The 14,680-nt window shown below is 64.6% G+C and carries 14 protein-coding genes; 3 read left to right on the top strand and 11 right to left on the bottom strand.

Going from position 1 to position 14,680, the window contains the following annotated elements:
* Nucleotides 1-32 precede the first annotated feature (32 nt).
* Nucleotides 33-791 (bottom strand): FadR/GntR family transcriptional regulator, encoded by a 759-nt coding sequence (locus BRAGE_RS47740; RefSeq protein WP_051395272.1) that lies wholly within the window; start codon nucleotides 789-791, stop codon nucleotides 33-35.
* Between the two features lie 191 nt (nucleotides 792-982).
* On the opposite strand from BRAGE_RS47740, the gene BRAGE_RS0104095 reads away from it, so the two are divergent.
* Both BRAGE_RS0104095 and BRAGE_RS0104090 read left to right on the top strand, forming a co-directional pair.
* The gene (locus BRAGE_RS0104095; RefSeq protein WP_027564617.1) at nucleotides 983-2,122 is read left to right on the top strand and encodes an acyl-CoA dehydrogenase family protein; all 1,140 of its coding nucleotides are present in this window, start codon (nucleotides 983-985) and stop codon (nucleotides 2,120-2,122) included.
* 52 nt (nucleotides 2,123-2,174) lie between these two features.
* A complete protein-coding gene (locus BRAGE_RS0104090) occupies nucleotides 2,175-3,368 on the top strand; it encodes an ABC transporter substrate-binding protein (RefSeq protein ID WP_027564618.1) in 1,194 nt (397 codons plus the stop codon).
* 21 nt (nucleotides 3,369-3,389) lie between these two features.
* Here the strand turns inward: BRAGE_RS0104090 and BRAGE_RS0104085 are convergent, their stop codons facing one another.
* Genes BRAGE_RS0104085 through BRAGE_RS0104055 form a run of 7 tightly spaced genes read right to left on the bottom strand, consistent with a single transcriptional unit; the run spans nucleotide 3,390 to nucleotide 10,793 of the window.
* The gene (locus tag BRAGE_RS0104085; protein ID WP_027564619.1) at nucleotides 3,390-4,538 is read right to left on the bottom strand and encodes a CaiB/BaiF CoA transferase family protein; all 1,149 of its coding nucleotides are present in this window, start codon (nucleotides 4,536-4,538) and stop codon (nucleotides 3,390-3,392) included.
* A gap of 26 nt (nucleotides 4,539-4,564) precedes the next feature.
* On the bottom strand, nucleotides 4,565-5,251 hold the full coding sequence (locus BRAGE_RS0104080) for a nitroreductase (protein ID WP_035729363.1): 687 nt from the start codon (nucleotides 5,249-5,251) through the stop codon (nucleotides 4,565-4,567).
* Nucleotides 5,248-6,288: a phosphotransferase family protein gene (locus tag BRAGE_RS0104075; RefSeq protein WP_027564621.1), complete on the bottom strand. Its 1,041-nt coding sequence runs from the start codon at nucleotides 6,286-6,288 to the stop codon at nucleotides 5,248-5,250. The genes BRAGE_RS0104080 and BRAGE_RS0104075 overlap by 4 nt, the downstream gene beginning before the upstream one ends.
* Nucleotides 6,289-6,293: 5 nt before the next feature.
* A complete protein-coding gene (locus BRAGE_RS0104070; RefSeq protein WP_027564622.1) occupies nucleotides 6,294-7,538 on the bottom strand; it encodes an acyl-CoA dehydrogenase family protein in 1,245 nt (414 codons plus the stop codon).
* 42 nt (nucleotides 7,539-7,580) lie between these two features.
* A complete protein-coding gene (locus BRAGE_RS0104065) occupies nucleotides 7,581-8,366 on the bottom strand; it encodes an SDR family NAD(P)-dependent oxidoreductase (RefSeq protein ID WP_027564623.1) in 786 nt (261 codons plus the stop codon).
* A gap of 10 nt (nucleotides 8,367-8,376) precedes the next feature.
* Nucleotides 8,377-9,138 carry an SDR family NAD(P)-dependent oxidoreductase gene (locus BRAGE_RS0104060; RefSeq protein ID WP_027564624.1) on the bottom strand — a complete coding sequence of 254 codons (762 nt, stop codon included), beginning with the start codon at nucleotides 9,136-9,138 and terminating at the stop codon, nucleotides 8,377-8,379.
* The gene (locus BRAGE_RS0104055; protein ID WP_035729360.1) at nucleotides 9,135-10,793 is read right to left on the bottom strand and encodes an AMP-binding protein; all 1,659 of its coding nucleotides are present in this window, start codon (nucleotides 10,791-10,793) and stop codon (nucleotides 9,135-9,137) included. The genes BRAGE_RS0104060 and BRAGE_RS0104055 overlap by 4 nt, the downstream gene beginning before the upstream one ends.
* A 183-nt stretch (nucleotides 10,794-10,976) precedes the next feature.
* On the opposite strand from BRAGE_RS0104055, the gene BRAGE_RS0104050 reads away from it, so the two are divergent.
* Nucleotides 10,977-11,996, top strand: a complete 1,020-nt coding sequence (locus tag BRAGE_RS0104050) for a zinc-binding dehydrogenase (protein WP_027564626.1) — start codon at nucleotides 10,977-10,979, stop codon at nucleotides 11,994-11,996.
* 42 nt (nucleotides 11,997-12,038) lie between these two features.
* Here the strand turns inward: BRAGE_RS0104050 and BRAGE_RS0104045 are convergent, their stop codons facing one another.
* The 3 genes from BRAGE_RS0104045 to BRAGE_RS0104035 are packed head-to-tail and all read right to left on the bottom strand — an operon-like array spanning nucleotide 12,039 to nucleotide 14,679.
* Nucleotides 12,039-13,256: an ABC transporter substrate-binding protein gene (locus BRAGE_RS0104045; protein WP_084335036.1), complete on the bottom strand. Its 1,218-nt coding sequence runs from the start codon at nucleotides 13,254-13,256 to the stop codon at nucleotides 12,039-12,041.
* Between the two features lie 32 nt (nucleotides 13,257-13,288).
* Nucleotides 13,289-13,984, bottom strand: a complete 696-nt coding sequence (locus tag BRAGE_RS47735; protein WP_027564628.1) for an ABC transporter ATP-binding protein — start codon at nucleotides 13,982-13,984, stop codon at nucleotides 13,289-13,291.
* Complete coding sequence (locus BRAGE_RS0104035; RefSeq protein ID WP_035729357.1) at nucleotides 13,981-14,679, bottom strand: ABC transporter ATP-binding protein; 699 nt, start codon at nucleotides 14,677-14,679, stop codon at nucleotides 13,981-13,983. Before BRAGE_RS0104035 ends, BRAGE_RS47735 begins: the two co-directional genes overlap by 4 nt.
* Nucleotide 14,680: the final 1 nt, after the last annotated feature.

Below are 14,680 nucleotides of genomic sequence, written 5' to 3'. Positions count from 1 at the left end.
ACGCGCGATCTATCTCGTCGCTGGATCGTCTCTCATCGCCTCATGCCCGGCTGCATCTCCGCCAGCGCAACCTGAAGCGACATCGCGCCGGGATCCTGCTCCAGCATGCGCTGCACGGCGCCAAGATGGCTGCGCATCAGCCGCGTCGCGGATGACACGTCCCGCTCGCGCAGCGCCGCCAGGAATTTGCGGCGCCGCTCGACCAGCCCGGCCATCGCGACCCCGCTCGACGCCACCTTGGCGTAGACGAAGCGCATATGGATCTCGGTGACCGAGTCCATGATCATGGCGATCACCTTGTTGCCGCTCGCTTCTGCGAGCAGCTTGTAGAATTCCCGGGCACATTCGACCCGGTCGAGCAGCCGACCTTCGCGCGTCGCGAGCTCCGTGCGCTCGACATTGGCCTCAAGCGCCTCGAAATCGGACAGCCGCGCATTGGCGCAAGCCAGTTGGACGCCGAGATCCAGCACGTGGACCCGCGCCTCCGACAATTCCCGAACCGAGATCGTCCCCAGGCTCAGCATGTCGCGCATCACGACGTTCATGCGGCTGGTGTCGCCCGCCTGAACGAAGGCTCCCCCCTTGACGCCCTTCTGCAGGCGAAGCACGCCGGCCATCTCGAGACTGCGCAACGCCTCGCGCAGGACATTGCGGCTGACGCCCAGCTGCTGCGCGAGGTCGCGCTCGGCCGGCAGCTTGTCTCCGGGCTTGAGAACGCCGAGCGCCAACTGCTCGCGAATCCGCGCACAGATCTCCTCGAACGCCCGCTTGGTGTGAATCGGCCGGAACATCGGGGCTGCCGGCGCTCCGGCGGTGCGGTGATCGGACGGGCGGTCGCGCCGCGAGGCAGGGATCGGCCGCGGGCCGGAGGATGTGCGGGGGCTTGACTTGGACGACATGGGATGAATTATTAAATGGATCACCCATTCAATGGAAGCCCCTTTTTGGGGCCTCCCAACAGAAAAATCAGCGGAGTTTGTCCATGAGCTTCACCGAGGAGCAGATCGCATTTCGCGACAACGTCCGCCGAATGGCCGCCAAGCACGTGGCCCCGATCGCCGCCGAGATCGACGAGACCGACCGCTTCCCGCTCGAGCTCGTGAAGCTCTTCGGCGAGATGGGCCTGATGCAGCTCTGGGTGCCCGAGCAATATGGCGGCCCCAACGGCAACCTGACCATGGCGTGCATCGCGCGCGAGGAGATTTCCAGGATATCGCCGGCCTGCGCCTCGATTGCATGCCTCAACACCATGTTCATCATGCCCCTGCTCCATTTCGGTTCGGAGGAGCAGCGAAGGAGGTATCTGCCGATCATCGCGAAGGGCGGCGTCGTGACCGCGATCGCGATCTCCGAGCCGCAGGCCGGCTCCGATGTCACCGCCATCAACACGCGGGCCAAACGCGATGGTGACTGTTACGTCCTCAACGGGCGGAAGCAATGGTGCAGCTATGGCGTCGTTGCCGACTTCATCGTGGTGATGGCACGGACGAGCGACAGTCCGGGCGCCGACGGCATCAGCGCCTTCATCGTCGAGCCCAAGACAATGCCGGGGATCACCTTCGGCCGGCACGAGCGCAAGATGGGCTTTCGCGGCGCGCCGAACACCCCGATCTTCTTCGACAATGTCCAGGTTCCCGTCGAGAACCTCGTCGGCGAGGAGGGCAAGGGTTTTCGGGCGTCGATGCGCGCGCTCGACCTCAACCGTCCGACCATCGGCGCGCAATCCGTCGGCCTGGCACAGGGCGCGCTCGATGCCTGCGTCGCCTATGCCAAAGAGCGCAAGCAATTCAAGAAGTCGATCTCCGACTTCCAGGGCATTCAGTTCATGCTCGCCGACATGGCCATGCAGATCGAGGCGGCACGCGCCCTCGTCTATGAATGCGCGCGCGCCGGCGATGCCGGCGACTGGAAGCGTCTCAATGTGCTCGCCAGCATGGCCAAATGCGTCGGTAGCGACATGGCCATGAAGGTGACGACCGATGCCGTGCAGATCTTCGGCGGCTACGGCTACACCATGGACTATCCGGTCGAGCGCATGATGCGCGATGCGAAACTGACCCAGATCTTCGAGGGCACCAATCAAATCCAGCGCATGGTGATCGCGCGCGAGCTTCTTCGATAACAAACCAGGACAATCAGCGGGAGGACACGCCTTGAATAGAAAGTTTCGACGGATTTTGGGAGGCGTCGCAGCCTCGGCAGCGCTCGCCACCGCGCCGGTCGTCGCTCAGAACGCCTACGGTCCGGGGGCCAGCGACACGGAAATCAAGCTCGGACAATCGACGCCGCTGAGCGGCCCCGCATCGGCGTTCGGCGCCGGCGCCGGACGCGCGGTGGTCGGCTATTTCCAGATGATCAACGAACAGGGCGGCATCAACGGCCGCAAGATCAGCTTCACGCAGCTCGACAATGCCTACAGCGCGCCAAAGGCCATCGAGCAGTCGCGCAAGCTGGTCGAGGATGTCGGCGTGCTCGCGGAGGTCGGCACCATCGGCACGGTTCCGAATGTCGCCATCCAGAAATATCTGAACTCCAAGCAGGTGCCGCAGCTGCTGATCACCGCCGGCGGGCGTCGCTTCAACGATCCGAAGAATTTCCCGTGGACCGTGCCGTTCTATCCGGACTTCGAAACGGAAGGTCGCGTCGTCGCGCACTACATCCGCAACGCCAGGCCGGACGCCAAAATCGGCATCCTGTTCCAGAACGACGATTTTGGCCGCGACTACATGAAGGGATTGCGCGCCGGCCTCGGGGCAAAGGTAACGCAGATCATCGCCGAAGCCTCTTATGAGCTTGCCGACCCGACCATCGACTCCCAGATCGTTCAGCTCAAGGCTGCGGGCGTCGATACGCTGATCGAGCAGTCCTCGGCAAAGGCGGCCGCACAATCGATCCGCAAGGTGCGCGAGCTCAACTGGAGTCCCCTGCACGTCATCGGCGGATCGACGGCATCCGTCGAAACCGTGCTGCGTCCTGCAGGCCTCGAGGCTTCGAAGGGCCTCGTGACCACGCTATTCCTGAAGCAGCCCGGCGATCCCGCCTGGGCCGACGATGCCGAGGTGAAGGCCTATCACGACTTCCTGAAGAAATACACGCCGTCAGCCAATCCGGACGATTACTCGGTGCTCGTCGCCTACATGAATGTGAACGCGCTTACGACGGTGCTGAAGAAATGCGGTGACCAGCTCACGCGAGAGAACCTGATCCGTCAGGCCACCTCCCTCCATGGCGAGCGGATGCCGCTGATGCTCCCGGGCATCACCATCAGCACGTCGCCAGGGGATTACACGCCCTTCAGAGTGCTGCGCATCGCCACATTCGACGGCACGAGCTGGACGCTGTCGGCTGATCCGGTATCGGCGGACTAGATCGAAGTTGATGTCACCGCGTCATTCCACGATGGCGCGGACCGACTCCAGCACCGCGATCTGCTCCGGCGAAACGCCCCAATCCGCGAGCGCCTCCCGGGTATCGCGCCCTGGCGGCGGCGGCGGTGTGTGAAGCGCAGACGGTGTGCGCGAGAACCGCGGCGCGGGGCTCGGGTGTCGAACCCCATCGAACATGGCGTAGGCGCCACGCGCCTGCATCTGGGGATGTGCGGGCGCCTCGTCGATGGTCAAGACCGGCGCAAGACAGGCGTCGCGCCCCCTCGCAGCGGCAACCCATTCGTCGCGCGTACGCCCGGCGAAGATCTCAGCGAAGCGCTGGCGCATCTGCGGCCAGGAGGCGCGATCATCCTGGCCGGGCAAATCGGCAGCCCTGAGCCCCATCACGTCGAGCAGACTGGCGTAAAAGTGCGGCTCGATCGCTCCGACGGCAATGAACTTGCCGTCGCTTGTCGCGTAGCTGCCGTAGAACGGTGCGCCGCCGTCGACGATGTTGTCGGCGCGCCGCTCAGTCCAGCTGCCCTGCTGGCGGAACGCCTGGAACGCGGACATCAGATGTGTCACGCCGTCGATCATGGCGACGTCGATGGTCTGTCCTTTGCCCGATTGCCGCGCCTCCATGGCCGCAGCAAGCAGGCCGACAGTGAGATACAGCGCGCCGCCTCCGAGGTCCGCAACGAGATTGAGCGGAGGCGGCGGCGGGCGGTCCGCCTCTCCCAGGCAATGTAGTGCGCCGGTCAGTGCAAGATAGTTGATGTCATGCCCCGCCTCCTGCGACATCGGCCCTTGCTGCCCCCAGCCGGTCATGCGTGCATAGATCAGACGCTGGTTCGCGGCATGGCAGGCGTCGGGCCCAAGGCCAAGCCGCTCCATCACCGACGGCCTGAAGCCCTCGATCAGAGCGTCGGCCTGCGCAACCAGCTGCAGCACCGTTGCGACGGCCTGCGGCTGCTTGAGATCCAGCGCGACCGAGCGCTTGTTGCGGTTGTAAAAGTCGAACCGCGCCGGCAGATCCGGCTCAACGCCCGGCCGGGGAACGCGATCGATCCGCAGCACGTCCGCACCGAGATCGCCGAGCAGCGCGCCGGCAAAGGGCGCCGGGCCGATCCCACCCATCTCGACGATGCGAAAGCCCTGCAACGGTCCGGTCAAGGTGACATCTCCTCCGATGGGAACTCTCAGCGGTGGAAGCGCACGACGTCATCGATCGGGGCCCGATCGACGCGCGCCGTATTGGCCTTGACGTCGACATCCTCATAGCCAAACGAGACACCGAACAGCAGTTTTTGATGGGCGGGAATTCCAAGCTGCTTGCGAACGATGTCCGGAAACAATCCGAGCGCGCCCTGCGCGCAGGAGGCGATGCCGCGGGCGATGAACGCGAGCATCAGGGTTTGCGCGTACATGCCGATATCGGCGGCCTCGCGCGTATCGAACGGCTCGGGCATGAAGATGAAGACGACGTGGGGCGCATCGAAGAAGGCGTGGTTGCGGATATAGGCCAGCTTGCGCCCGACCGCGTCGCTTCGCACTACACCCATCGCGCCATAAAGCGCCTGCGCGGCACCGACCTGCCGCTCGCGGTAGATTCCGGTGAACTTGCCGTCGGCCGGCCAGTCCGGCTTGATCGGCTCGTCGCGCATTCCCGCCGCAACGAGCGCGTCGCGAAGCTGTCTGAGCCTGTCTCCCGACACCACGTGAGGGACCCACGGCTGCACGTTGCAGTTCGATGGTGACCATTGCGCCAGCGCGAAGACCTCGCGAAGGACCGCGTTCGGCACCTCGCGGGATAAGAAGCCGCGCACGGAACGCCGCTGGCGGATCGCTTCATCGACGCTCATCGACGGTCGTTCCAGCATGCTCATGACTCGCTCTCGATCAGGGCCAAGCCCCGCGTCGCGTAGGCGCGGGCGAGCCGTCGTCCGACATTGGCGGCATCGGGCAGGACGTTGTTGCCGAGATCGCCGCGGGCCGCTACGCCGGCACTTCCGACCGCACCGCGGAACATGGCAAAGACCTGGTGGAAGACCGTCAGGCGCTCGGTCGCACCGGACAGCTGGTAATAGAGTTCGAGGTAATCCTGCTCGCGCGGGATGCCCATGTCGTCGAGTGGCAGACCGAGCAATCCGCCATTCTCGTCCGGCGCCATGCGCCAGGCCTGGCTGTTGAAGGCGAGATCGACAAGCGGGTGGCCCAAGGTCGACAATTCCCAATCCAGGACGCCGACCACACGTGGCTCGGTCGGATGAAACACCAGATTGGCCATGCGGAAATCGCCATGGCACAGCGCCAGGCGTTCGCTTTCCGGCACACGCTCGGAGAGCCAGCGCACCATGCTGTCGAGCGCGGGGTTGTCGTCGTCGCCACGGCGGTACTCGGCCCACAGCTTCGACCAGCGGCTGAGCTGGCGGGCGAAATAATTTCCGGGCTTGCCGAAGTCGGCGAGCCCGACCGCCCGAAAGTCGAGCTTGTGGATCGCGGCTAGCGCAGCACACATTGAGCGATAGCATGCGATGCGCTCGTCGCGTCCGAAGCCGGGCAGCGCGTAGTCGTAGACCACGCGTCCCTCCAGCCATTCCATGAGGTAGAAGGGCGTCCCGAGGACGTCGCGGTCCTCACAGTACCGATACGGTTTCGGCGTCGGGGCAGCAGTGTCCTGAAGCGCGGTCAACACGCGATATTCGCGATCAATGGCATGGGCCGACGGCATCAGCACATTGTTCGGCTGTTTGCGCAGGACCGCACGCCAATCGCCGCGCGTCACGAAATAGGTGGGGTTCGACATTCCCCCACTGGTTCGCGTCACGCGGGTCGCTGAGCTTCCACCCAGCCAATCCTTCAAATAGCCATCGAGCCGACGAAGGTCGAAATCCAGATCGCCATCGCTCGCCTGTCCGTTCATCGCAATCAGCTCGCGCTCTTGCCGCTGAAGCCGAACAGATACTGCGCCACGCGCCGCATCTGCACCTCCTCCGTTCCCTCCGTGATGCGGTAACGGCGGTGATGCCGATAGATGTGCTCGAACGGCATGGCGCGGCTATAGCCCATGCCGCCATGCACCTGCATTGCACGGTCCGCAGCCTCGCAGCACAACCGGTTGGCACGGAAGTTACAGATCGAGACCATATCGCTGATCTCAAGCGGGTTCCGGCGATCCATCTGCCACGCCGTGCGGAAGATGAAGTTGCGCAGCATCTGATAGTCCGCCCAGAGCTCGACGAGCGGAAACTGAACGGCCTGCTTCTTGGCAAGCGGCTCGCCGAACGCGACGCGCGATTTGGCGTACTTGACCGCCTCCTGGATGCAATAGCGCGCCGCGCCGGCGCTGGCGGCGGCCTGACGGATGCGGTTCTCATGCACAAAACGCTGCGCGACGACGAGCCCCTCGCCCTCCCTGTGCAGAATCGCGCTTTCCGGCACGCGCACATTGACGAGCTCGGTTTCCGCGTGATCGCTCGGCATGTTGAAGGTCCAGTGATTGTAGAGCACGTTGTGGCCGGGCGTGTTGGTCGGCACGACGAAGGCCGTAATGCCCTTGGCCTCGCCTGGCTTGCCCGAGGTGCGGGCGAACACCAGATTGGCATGGGCGCGCGCGACCTGGCTGTTCCAGCGCTTGCGGCCGTTGATGACCCAATGGTTTCCGTCGCGCACGCCGGTGGTCTCGAGCCATGTCGCGTCGCTGCCGTGCCCCGGCTCGGTCAGGCCGAACGACAGATGCTTCTTCCCTGTGATGATGCCTTCGATGTAGGTCTTCTGCTCTTCGGTCCCATAGTCGGCCAGCGCCGGGATGATCGGAAAATTGCCGACGATCGACGACTCGTCCTGCAAGTCGTTGTGCAGACCCAGCCCCTTGGCCGCGAGATGCTCGCGGATTGCGGCGATCGCGAGATTCGAGGCGCCTTGCCCGCCGCATGATTTAGGCAGGCCGTAGCGCAGATGCCCCGCCGTGTCGGCACGGCGCTCCATTTCGCTGATCAGCGCCCGCCATTCATCACGGGGACGGCCGTCATTGTCCCAGTCGGTCCGCGCGTTCTCACGGCGGTGATCGAAGAACTTGATATTTTCCCGTTCGAGCGGCTTGATCTCCGCCTCGATGAACGCGTCAAGCTCGGCGAGCTTGTCGGTGATCTCCTTCGGGAGCTCGAAATCCACGGCGCCTCTCCTGTCTCTGTTCTTGTTGGGCCGCCCAATCCGCTAGAGCGCGATCCGGCCATGGGGATGGGTGCTGCTGACACCGCCATCGACGGACAGCAACTGGCCGTCGACATATGAAGAGTCGTCACTCGCCAGGAACGCCGCGGCGGCCGCGATTTCCTCGGAGCGGCCCGGCCGCTTCAGCGGTGTGACGTGGCCGAGCTTGGATTCGATGCCTCGTGCGCGTGCGTCCTCGAAGACTTTGCGGGTCAGCTGGGTCTCGACGAGGCCTGGCAACACTGCATTGACCCGTACGCCCGTGCCGGCAAAGGCATTCGCCGCCGTCTGCGCCAGGTTGTTCACCGCCGCCTTGCTTGCGCTATAGGAGATCGCGCCGGCATTGGCGCGGAGCGAGGCCGCGGACGAGGTCAGTATTATCGAACCATAGCCCTGCGCGGTCATATGGCGTCCCGCATATTTGATGGCGAGGAAGCAGCTGATCGTGTTGATGCGGTAGACCTCGGACCATTCCTCCACCGTCTGCTCCAGCAACGGCGTATTGGTCCCGGTAACCCCGATATTGGCGAAGAATATCTCCAGCCCACCGAACTCCGAGACGCAGCGCGACACGATCGCAGCCACATTCTCCTCGACTGCGGCATCCGTGATCATGGCGGAAGCGATGCCGCCCTCGCCCCGGATCGCCGCCGCGGTCTCCTCCGCATTGCCGGCCCGGCCGACCACCAGCACGGATGCACCTTCGCGCGCGAAGCGGATGGCGCTGGCGCGGCCGATCCCGCTTCCACCGCCAGTGACGACCGCGCGCTTGCCTTCGAGCCGCTTCATGCGCCTTCTCCTATTTTGCAGGAACGGTCCAGCCGCCGTCGGCGGTGATGACCGCGCCCTGGATGTAGCTGGCATCGTCGCTCGCGAGGAAGGCGGCGAGCGAAGCGATCTCCTCGGGCTGGCCGAAACGCCCTGCCGGCATCTCGGCCTGACGTGCCGCGATCGTTGCCTCGTCGAACTGCGCGATCGAGGCCGGCGTTCCGATCATCCCTGGCGCGATCACGTTGACGCGGATCTTCCTGGCGGAAAGCTCGATAGCGGAAGCCCGCGAGAGGCCGACGACGCCGGCCTTCAGCGCGGAATAGGCGATCGAATCCTTGGCCGGATGAAACGCCGACACCGAGCTGAGATTCACGATCGCACCGCCGCCGCGCCGCTCCATCTGCGGCACCACCGCCTGCGTAGCCCAGATCAGGCCATGCACACCGACGGCAAACATCCGCTCCACCGTATCGACAGTGATCTCCGCCAGCGGCTCGAAGCGCGCGAACACGGCGTTGTTGACGAGCACCGCGACCGGCGCATCGAATTCGCGCTCGACGCGGGCAAACAGCGCATGAACGTCATCGCGACGGCCGACATCGACCTCGTATCCCCTGGTCTCGAACCCCATGTCCGTCAGCCGGCTGACCGCGGGCTCCAGCCGCTTTGCGCTGATATCGACACAGGCGAGGCGGCCACCCTCGCGGCCGAAGCGCTCCGCAATGGAAAAGCCGATGCCGCGCGCCGCGCCCGTGACGACGCAGACCCGATCCTTGAGACGGGCACTCATGCGCTGGCCTTGCGAGACGGCTCGGCGAACGCCTTGGCAATCTCGCGGAGCTGATATTTCTGCACCTTGCCGGCCGGCGTCTTCGGCAGGTCGGCAACGATTTCAAGACGCTCGGGCCAATATTGCTTGGCGACCTTGTGCTCGGCCATGTGGGCCTGCACCGCGGCGAGATCGAGCGTCGTGCCGGGACGCAGTACGACGAAGGCGCAAGCCCGCTCTCCCAGCCGCGGGTCCGGATAGCCGACGATCGCCACGGACAGCACGGCGGGAAGCTTGAACATCAGGTTTTCGATGTCGAAGACGGGGACGTTTTCCCCGCCGCGAATGATGATGTCCTTGATGCGGCCGTCGATGCGGATGTAGCCCTCGTCGTCCATATAGGCCATGTCGCCGGTATCGAACCAACCCTCGGCATCGAACGGCTCTATGTCCTCGCGCTTGTAGTAGCCGAGGAACATCTGCGCGCCGCGGACCTTGAGCAGACCGCGCTCGCCGGCCGCGGCCGGAGAGCCGTCCATGCGCAAGACCTTCACCGCGACGCCCTCGACCGGACGTCCGTCGGTCTTGGAGGATTTTTCCAGCGCACGCTCCGGCTCGGTCAACGTGCTCGCGAGCGACTCGGTCATGCCCCAGAGCGAGCAGACCTTGAGATCGAGCTCCCGATAGGCGCGATCGATCAGCGCAGGCGGGATCGGGGCGCCCGCGCAAAGGAACTTGCGCAGCTCGGCTGGCTTCGCCGCGCCGGCTGCAACGGCCTCGCACATGTCGGCCAGGAACGTCGCCGCGCCGGCGGAATAGGTGACGCCCTCCTTGGCCATGATCGAGACACCGCGTTTCGGCTCCCAGACGTCCTGGAAGATCACGGTCGCACCGATCTTCAAGCCTAGCAGCATGCCGGCGGCAAAGCCGGTCATGTGGCCGAGCGGCGAGCAGACCAGCATGGTATCGCCGGCGTCGAGGCCGAAGCGCCCGGCAAGTCCGATGCAGCAGCCCATCAGCGTGTTGAGGCAGTGCATGACGCCCTTCGGCGAGCCGGTCGTTCCCGACGTGAACATCAGCACGGCCATCCGGTCCGCCGGCAGCGCGCCGATCTCACCGACCGGCGGCGGCCCAAGGCGCTCGCTGCCGGACAACAAGGCCTGCTCGAAGCCATTGGGCCCCTCGCCGTCGACGACGATGACATGCGCAAGCTTGGGCAAGGCCGGCTGCAGCGAGCGCGCCATCGCTTCATGATCGAACCCGCGGAACAGCCTGGGCACGACCAGCAGCTTTGTCTCGGCAAAGCCCAGCATGTAGCTGAGCTCGTGCTCGCGAAAGATCGGCATCAGGGGATTGACCACGGCGCCGACGCGGAACGCCGCCAGCGCGATCACCGCGAATTCCCACCAGTTCGGCAACTGGACCGACACGACATTCCCCGGGCCGATGCCAAGACGACGTAGCGCCGCCGCCGCACGCGAGATCATGTCACCCAGCTCAGCGTAAGTCAGACGCTTCGGCGCGTCGCGATCGGCGCGATCCGCCATCAACGCGAGCTTGCTGGGCGTGGCGGCGATCGCTTGCTGCAGGAACTCGTCAAAGCTCTTGTCGACCCAGAAACCGCTGACACGCATCGCGCGCGCATGCGCCACGGGATCGAAACGGCTTTCGCTCATGACGTTGCCTCCATGACGATTGATCGATGCACTTGACGGCATATTAGTTCGCTAGTGTATTATATTTAAAGTGAACTGCAACATCAAATTCGGCCGCACAATCATCGGCAGCGGGCACGGCGCTCGATTTTTCGTGAGCTAGTGCATTAGTTCGGCGACGCGACCGGAAGCAGGGAGGCGGCCATGAAGGCGGCAGTGCTGGAACGACGCGGACTGGACGGCGTGACCTGGCGCGATTTCCCCGACCCGACACCGGCTGCGGGCGAGTCGATGCTCAAGGTGGCCGCATCCTCGGTCAATCGCGTCGATCTCTACATGCGCGACAATGGCGGCGGCATCACCCACACATTGCCGCAGGTGATGGGGGTCGAGGCCGCCGGGGAGATCGTCGAGGCCGCGCCCGGCAGCGGCTTGAAGCCGGGCATGAAGGCGGTGCTCTTCTCCGAGGCGTTTTGCGGCAGGTGCCGATACTGCCTGGCCGGCGACCAGCCGCTTTGCCAGAACGTCAAGATCATGGGCGAGCATCGCAACGGCGGCTTCGCCGACTACATTGCGATGCCCAGCGCTTGCTTCTTTCCCCTGCCCGATGATGCTGATCTGGTGGCGGCAGGTGCCCTGATGACGGGCCATCTCACGGCCTGGCGGATGCTGTTCGGCAAGCGCGCCTTGCAGCCCGGCGAAAGCGTCATGATCGTCGGCATCGGCGGCGGCGTCGCGGTGGCTTGCCTTCAACTTGCAAAGCTCGTGGGCGCCCGCGTCTTCGTCACCTCCTCCAGCGACGCCAAGATCGCCAGGGCCCTCGCGATGGGCGCGGATGGCGGCGTCAACTATCGGAACGACAAGGTGTCGGCCGCCGTCCAGCAGATGAGCGGCGGCGGTGTCGACATGGTGATCGACAGCGTCGGCGAAGCGAGCTGGGGTGAATCGCTGCGTTCCTTGCGTCGTGGCGGCCGGCTGGTCACCTGCGGTGCCACGACTGGCTCGAACCCACCGGCCGATCTGCAGCGAGTCTTCATCCGCCAGCTCGAGATCTATGGCTCGACGGGCGGCAGCATCGCGGAGTTCCGCCAGTTGCTCGATGTGTTCAATCGCGGCCTGGTCCGGCCGGTGATCGACTCGTCGTTCCGGATGGCAGACGCTCCTGCGGCGCTTGCCCATCTCGCCTCCGGGGCGCAGTTTGGCAAAGTGTCGCTCGTGGCCTAGGTCTCGGCTCACGAGCAACATGGGATCGACAGCGTCGGTGCATCACATCTTGCAGGCGGGATCGACGGGCGGGATGATGTCCTGTCCCGGCTCGATTTTCTTGATCTGGTACATCGGCTTGCCCTCCGGACCCATCACGATCTGGCTGATCGCCATCCGCCGCGCAACCTGATGGTCAGCTGCACGTATCTCGACATCGCCGAGGACCGTTTCGGCTTTGAGGCCGGACAGCGCGGCGCGAACCGCGTTGATGTCGGTCGAGTTCGCCTTCTGAAGCCCAGCGGCAATCAGCTGAATGGCCGCGTATTGATCGGCGCTGGTGTAGGGCGGGAGCTCGCCGTTGTATTTTTCCTTATATGCCTTCACGAAGGCTTCGGCCTGCGCGCCGGGGAAGCCGGCCACGAACCCGATATTCTGATAGACGCCGAGCACGGTCTCGCCCTGCGCCGGCAGTGTCTGCGGGATCACGAAGGAGTTGCCCAGCACCATCTTGTACTTCTTGAACAACCCGAACTGCTGCTGCTGCTTGGCGAGATTGATCGCGTCACTGCCGAAGATCGTCACGAACAGCCCGTCGGCCGGTTCGGCTCCCAGCTCCGAAATCTTGGCGCCGAAATCCGGCGTCCCGTTTGGCGAGAACAGGGTTTTTCCGATCGTTCCGCCCTGCGAGGTCACCAGCGCCTTGAACTTGTCCGCGGAGTCGCGTCCGGCGGCATAGTCGACCGCGATGATGTCCCATTTCTTGATGCCCTGATCTTTCAGGAATTCCCTGAACGTCCCCATGATCATGGAGTCGTTGGCATTGACCCGAAAGTAGTTCGGCGAGCAGTTCTTTCCGGTCAGTCCGTCGGCATTGGCCATCACCTCCAGCATCAAGGCCTTCAGCGCCGGAAGCTTGGCCTGAAGCGCAGGCGTGACAGCGGAGGTATCCATGCCGGTGATGAACATTGCCCCCTCCTTCTGGACGGCGCGGGTGGCACCGTCCACCGCGGTATCGGGCGTGCCGGGATAGGAGATGAAGGTCGCCTCCAGCTTCTTGCCCGCCGCGCCGCCGGCGCCGTTGATCTGCTCGATCGCGAGGTTGACGGCCTTGACCTGGGTGTCCTTCAGGCCGGCGAGCGGTCCGCTATCGATCAGGAGAACGCCGATCTTCACCGTGTCCTCGGCCGAGGCTGCGGTCGCGACGGCAACGGCCATCGTTGCGCCAATGGTCGCCGCGCGCAGCATGCCGAAAGCCAGCCGCATGGATGATTTTTTCATGTTCCTCCCTCCTCCGTTATCTCGACGTTGCGCTAGAGCGCCATGAGCGCCTGGTTCTCCGGCTTGCCGATGGCGCCGATCGTGCCCGAACCGACAACCTCGCCCTTTGCCAGGATGACGAACCGATCGGTGGCGCGCTTGACGAGGCTGAGGTGCTGTTCGACGACCAGCACGCCGGTGCCGGCGCCGCGGATCTTGTTGAGCGTGTCGACCAGTCCATCGATCAGAACGGGCGAAAGGCCTTCAGAGGGCTCATCGAGCAGAATGAGGCTCGGATTGGCCATCAAGGCACGACCGATCGCCAGCATTTGCTGCTGGCCGCCGCTCAACATCGTGCCCAGCCGGTCGGCGCGCTCCTCGAGCACCGGAAACAGCTCGTAGATGGTCTTCAGCGTCCAGTGCCCTGCCCTGCCGGTCGATCGACCCAGCAGCAGGTTCTCCTTCACGGTCAGGTTCGGAAGGACGCGCCGTCCTTGCGGTGCGATCGCCACACCGAGCTTGGCAGCCGTATAGCCTGGCAGCGCATCGATCCGGCGGTCGCGAACCCAGATCTCGCCCGACAAGATATTCGTTTCGCGAAAGACCGACAGCAGCAGCGTCGACTTGCCGGCGCCGTTGCGGCCGACCAACGCCACCGACTCGCCCTCTTCGACCGTCAGGTCGATGCCGCGCAGCACGGTCGAGGCGCCATAGCCGGCGAACAGCGAGTGGATCCGCAGCGCGCTCATGCCGCGGTCCCCAGATACGCCGCGATGACGCGATGGTCGGCGCGGATAGCTTCAGGCGTTCCCGTGGCAAGGTGCCGTCCGAGATCGAGCACGGTGACCATGCCGCAGCAGGCGAACACCGCGTCGACATCGTGCTCGACCACGACGGCCGCGATCCTTCGCTCGCGAACGAGATCGCGCACATGCTCGAACAGGCGCAACGTCTCCGTGGCCGAGAGACCGGCTCCCGGCTCGTCCATCAGGAGAAGGCGCGGACGCCCGATCAGGGCCAGCGCGACGTCGACCCGCCGCTGCACCCCATAGGCAATGCGCCCGGCCTTCTGGTCGAGATAGCCGCCGAGATCCATGACCTCGATGACGTCATCCACCCTGTCGTCGCCGAGATGTTGCGCAACGAGTTGCAGCTGCTCGTGCACGGTCAGGTCCTGGAAGATACTGGTGCGCTGGAACGATCGCGCCATGCCTTGCCGGCGGCGCCAGCTGATCGAACGCCGCGTGATGTCTTCGCCACAATAGCGAACTCGGCCGGAGGTCGGACGCCGTCGGCCGCAGATCGCATCAAGCAAGGTGGACTTGCCGGCGCCATTCGGACCAATGATGCCGTGAAGCAGGCCATCGCCACGGATATCGAGATCGACATCGGTCAAAGCCCGCACCGAGCCATAGCTCACCGACAGCTTTTCGATCGCGAGCATG

Origin of the sequence: Bradyrhizobium genosp. SA-4 str. CB756, assembly GCF_000473125.1 — a bacterium.
Classification (GTDB): Bacteria; Pseudomonadota; Alphaproteobacteria; order Rhizobiales; family Xanthobacteraceae; genus Bradyrhizobium; species Bradyrhizobium arachidis.
This window is presented reverse-complemented; position numbering and strand designations above follow the sequence as displayed.

What these genes read in the sequence shown, in the direction of transcription:
- BRAGE_RS47740 (WP_051395272.1), bottom strand. Translation starts at nt 791, where the DNA reads ATGTTCCGGCCGATTCACACCAAGCGGGCGTTCGAGGAGATCTGTGCG.
- BRAGE_RS0104095 (WP_027564617.1), top strand. Translation starts at nt 983, where the DNA reads ATGAGCTTCACCGAGGAGCAGATCGCATTTCGCGACAACGTCCGCCGA.
- BRAGE_RS0104080 (WP_035729363.1), bottom strand. Translation starts at nt 5,251, where the DNA reads ATGAGCATGCTGGAACGACCGTCGATGAGCGTCGATGAAGCGATCCGC.
- BRAGE_RS0104075 (WP_027564621.1), bottom strand. Translation starts at nt 6,288, where the DNA reads ATGAACGGACAGGCGAGCGATGGCGATCTGGATTTCGACCTTCGTCGG.
- BRAGE_RS0104065 (WP_027564623.1), bottom strand. Translation starts at nt 8,366, where the DNA reads ATGAAGCGGCTCGAAGGCAAGCGCGCGGTCGTCACTGGCGGTGGAAGC.
- BRAGE_RS0104060 (WP_027564624.1), bottom strand. Translation starts at nt 9,138, where the DNA reads ATGAGTGCCCGTCTCAAGGATCGGGTCTGCGTCGTCACGGGCGCGGCG.
- BRAGE_RS0104055 (WP_035729360.1), bottom strand. Translation starts at nt 10,793, where the DNA reads ATGAGCGAAAGCCGTTTCGATCCCGTGGCGCATGCGCGCGCGATGCGT.
- BRAGE_RS0104050 (WP_027564626.1), top strand. Translation starts at nt 10,977, where the DNA reads ATGAAGGCGGCAGTGCTGGAACGACGCGGACTGGACGGCGTGACCTGG.
- BRAGE_RS0104045 (WP_084335036.1), bottom strand. Translation starts at nt 13,256, where the DNA reads ATGAAAAAATCATCCATGCGGCTGGCTTTCGGCATGCTGCGCGCGGCG.
- BRAGE_RS47735 (WP_027564628.1), bottom strand. Translation starts at nt 13,984, where the DNA reads ATGAGCGCGCTGCGGATCCACTCGCTGTTCGCCGGCTATGGCGCCTCG.
- BRAGE_RS0104035 (WP_035729357.1), bottom strand. Translation starts at nt 14,679, where the DNA reads ATGCTCGCGATCGAAAAGCTGTCGGTGAGCTATGGCTCGGTGCGGGCT.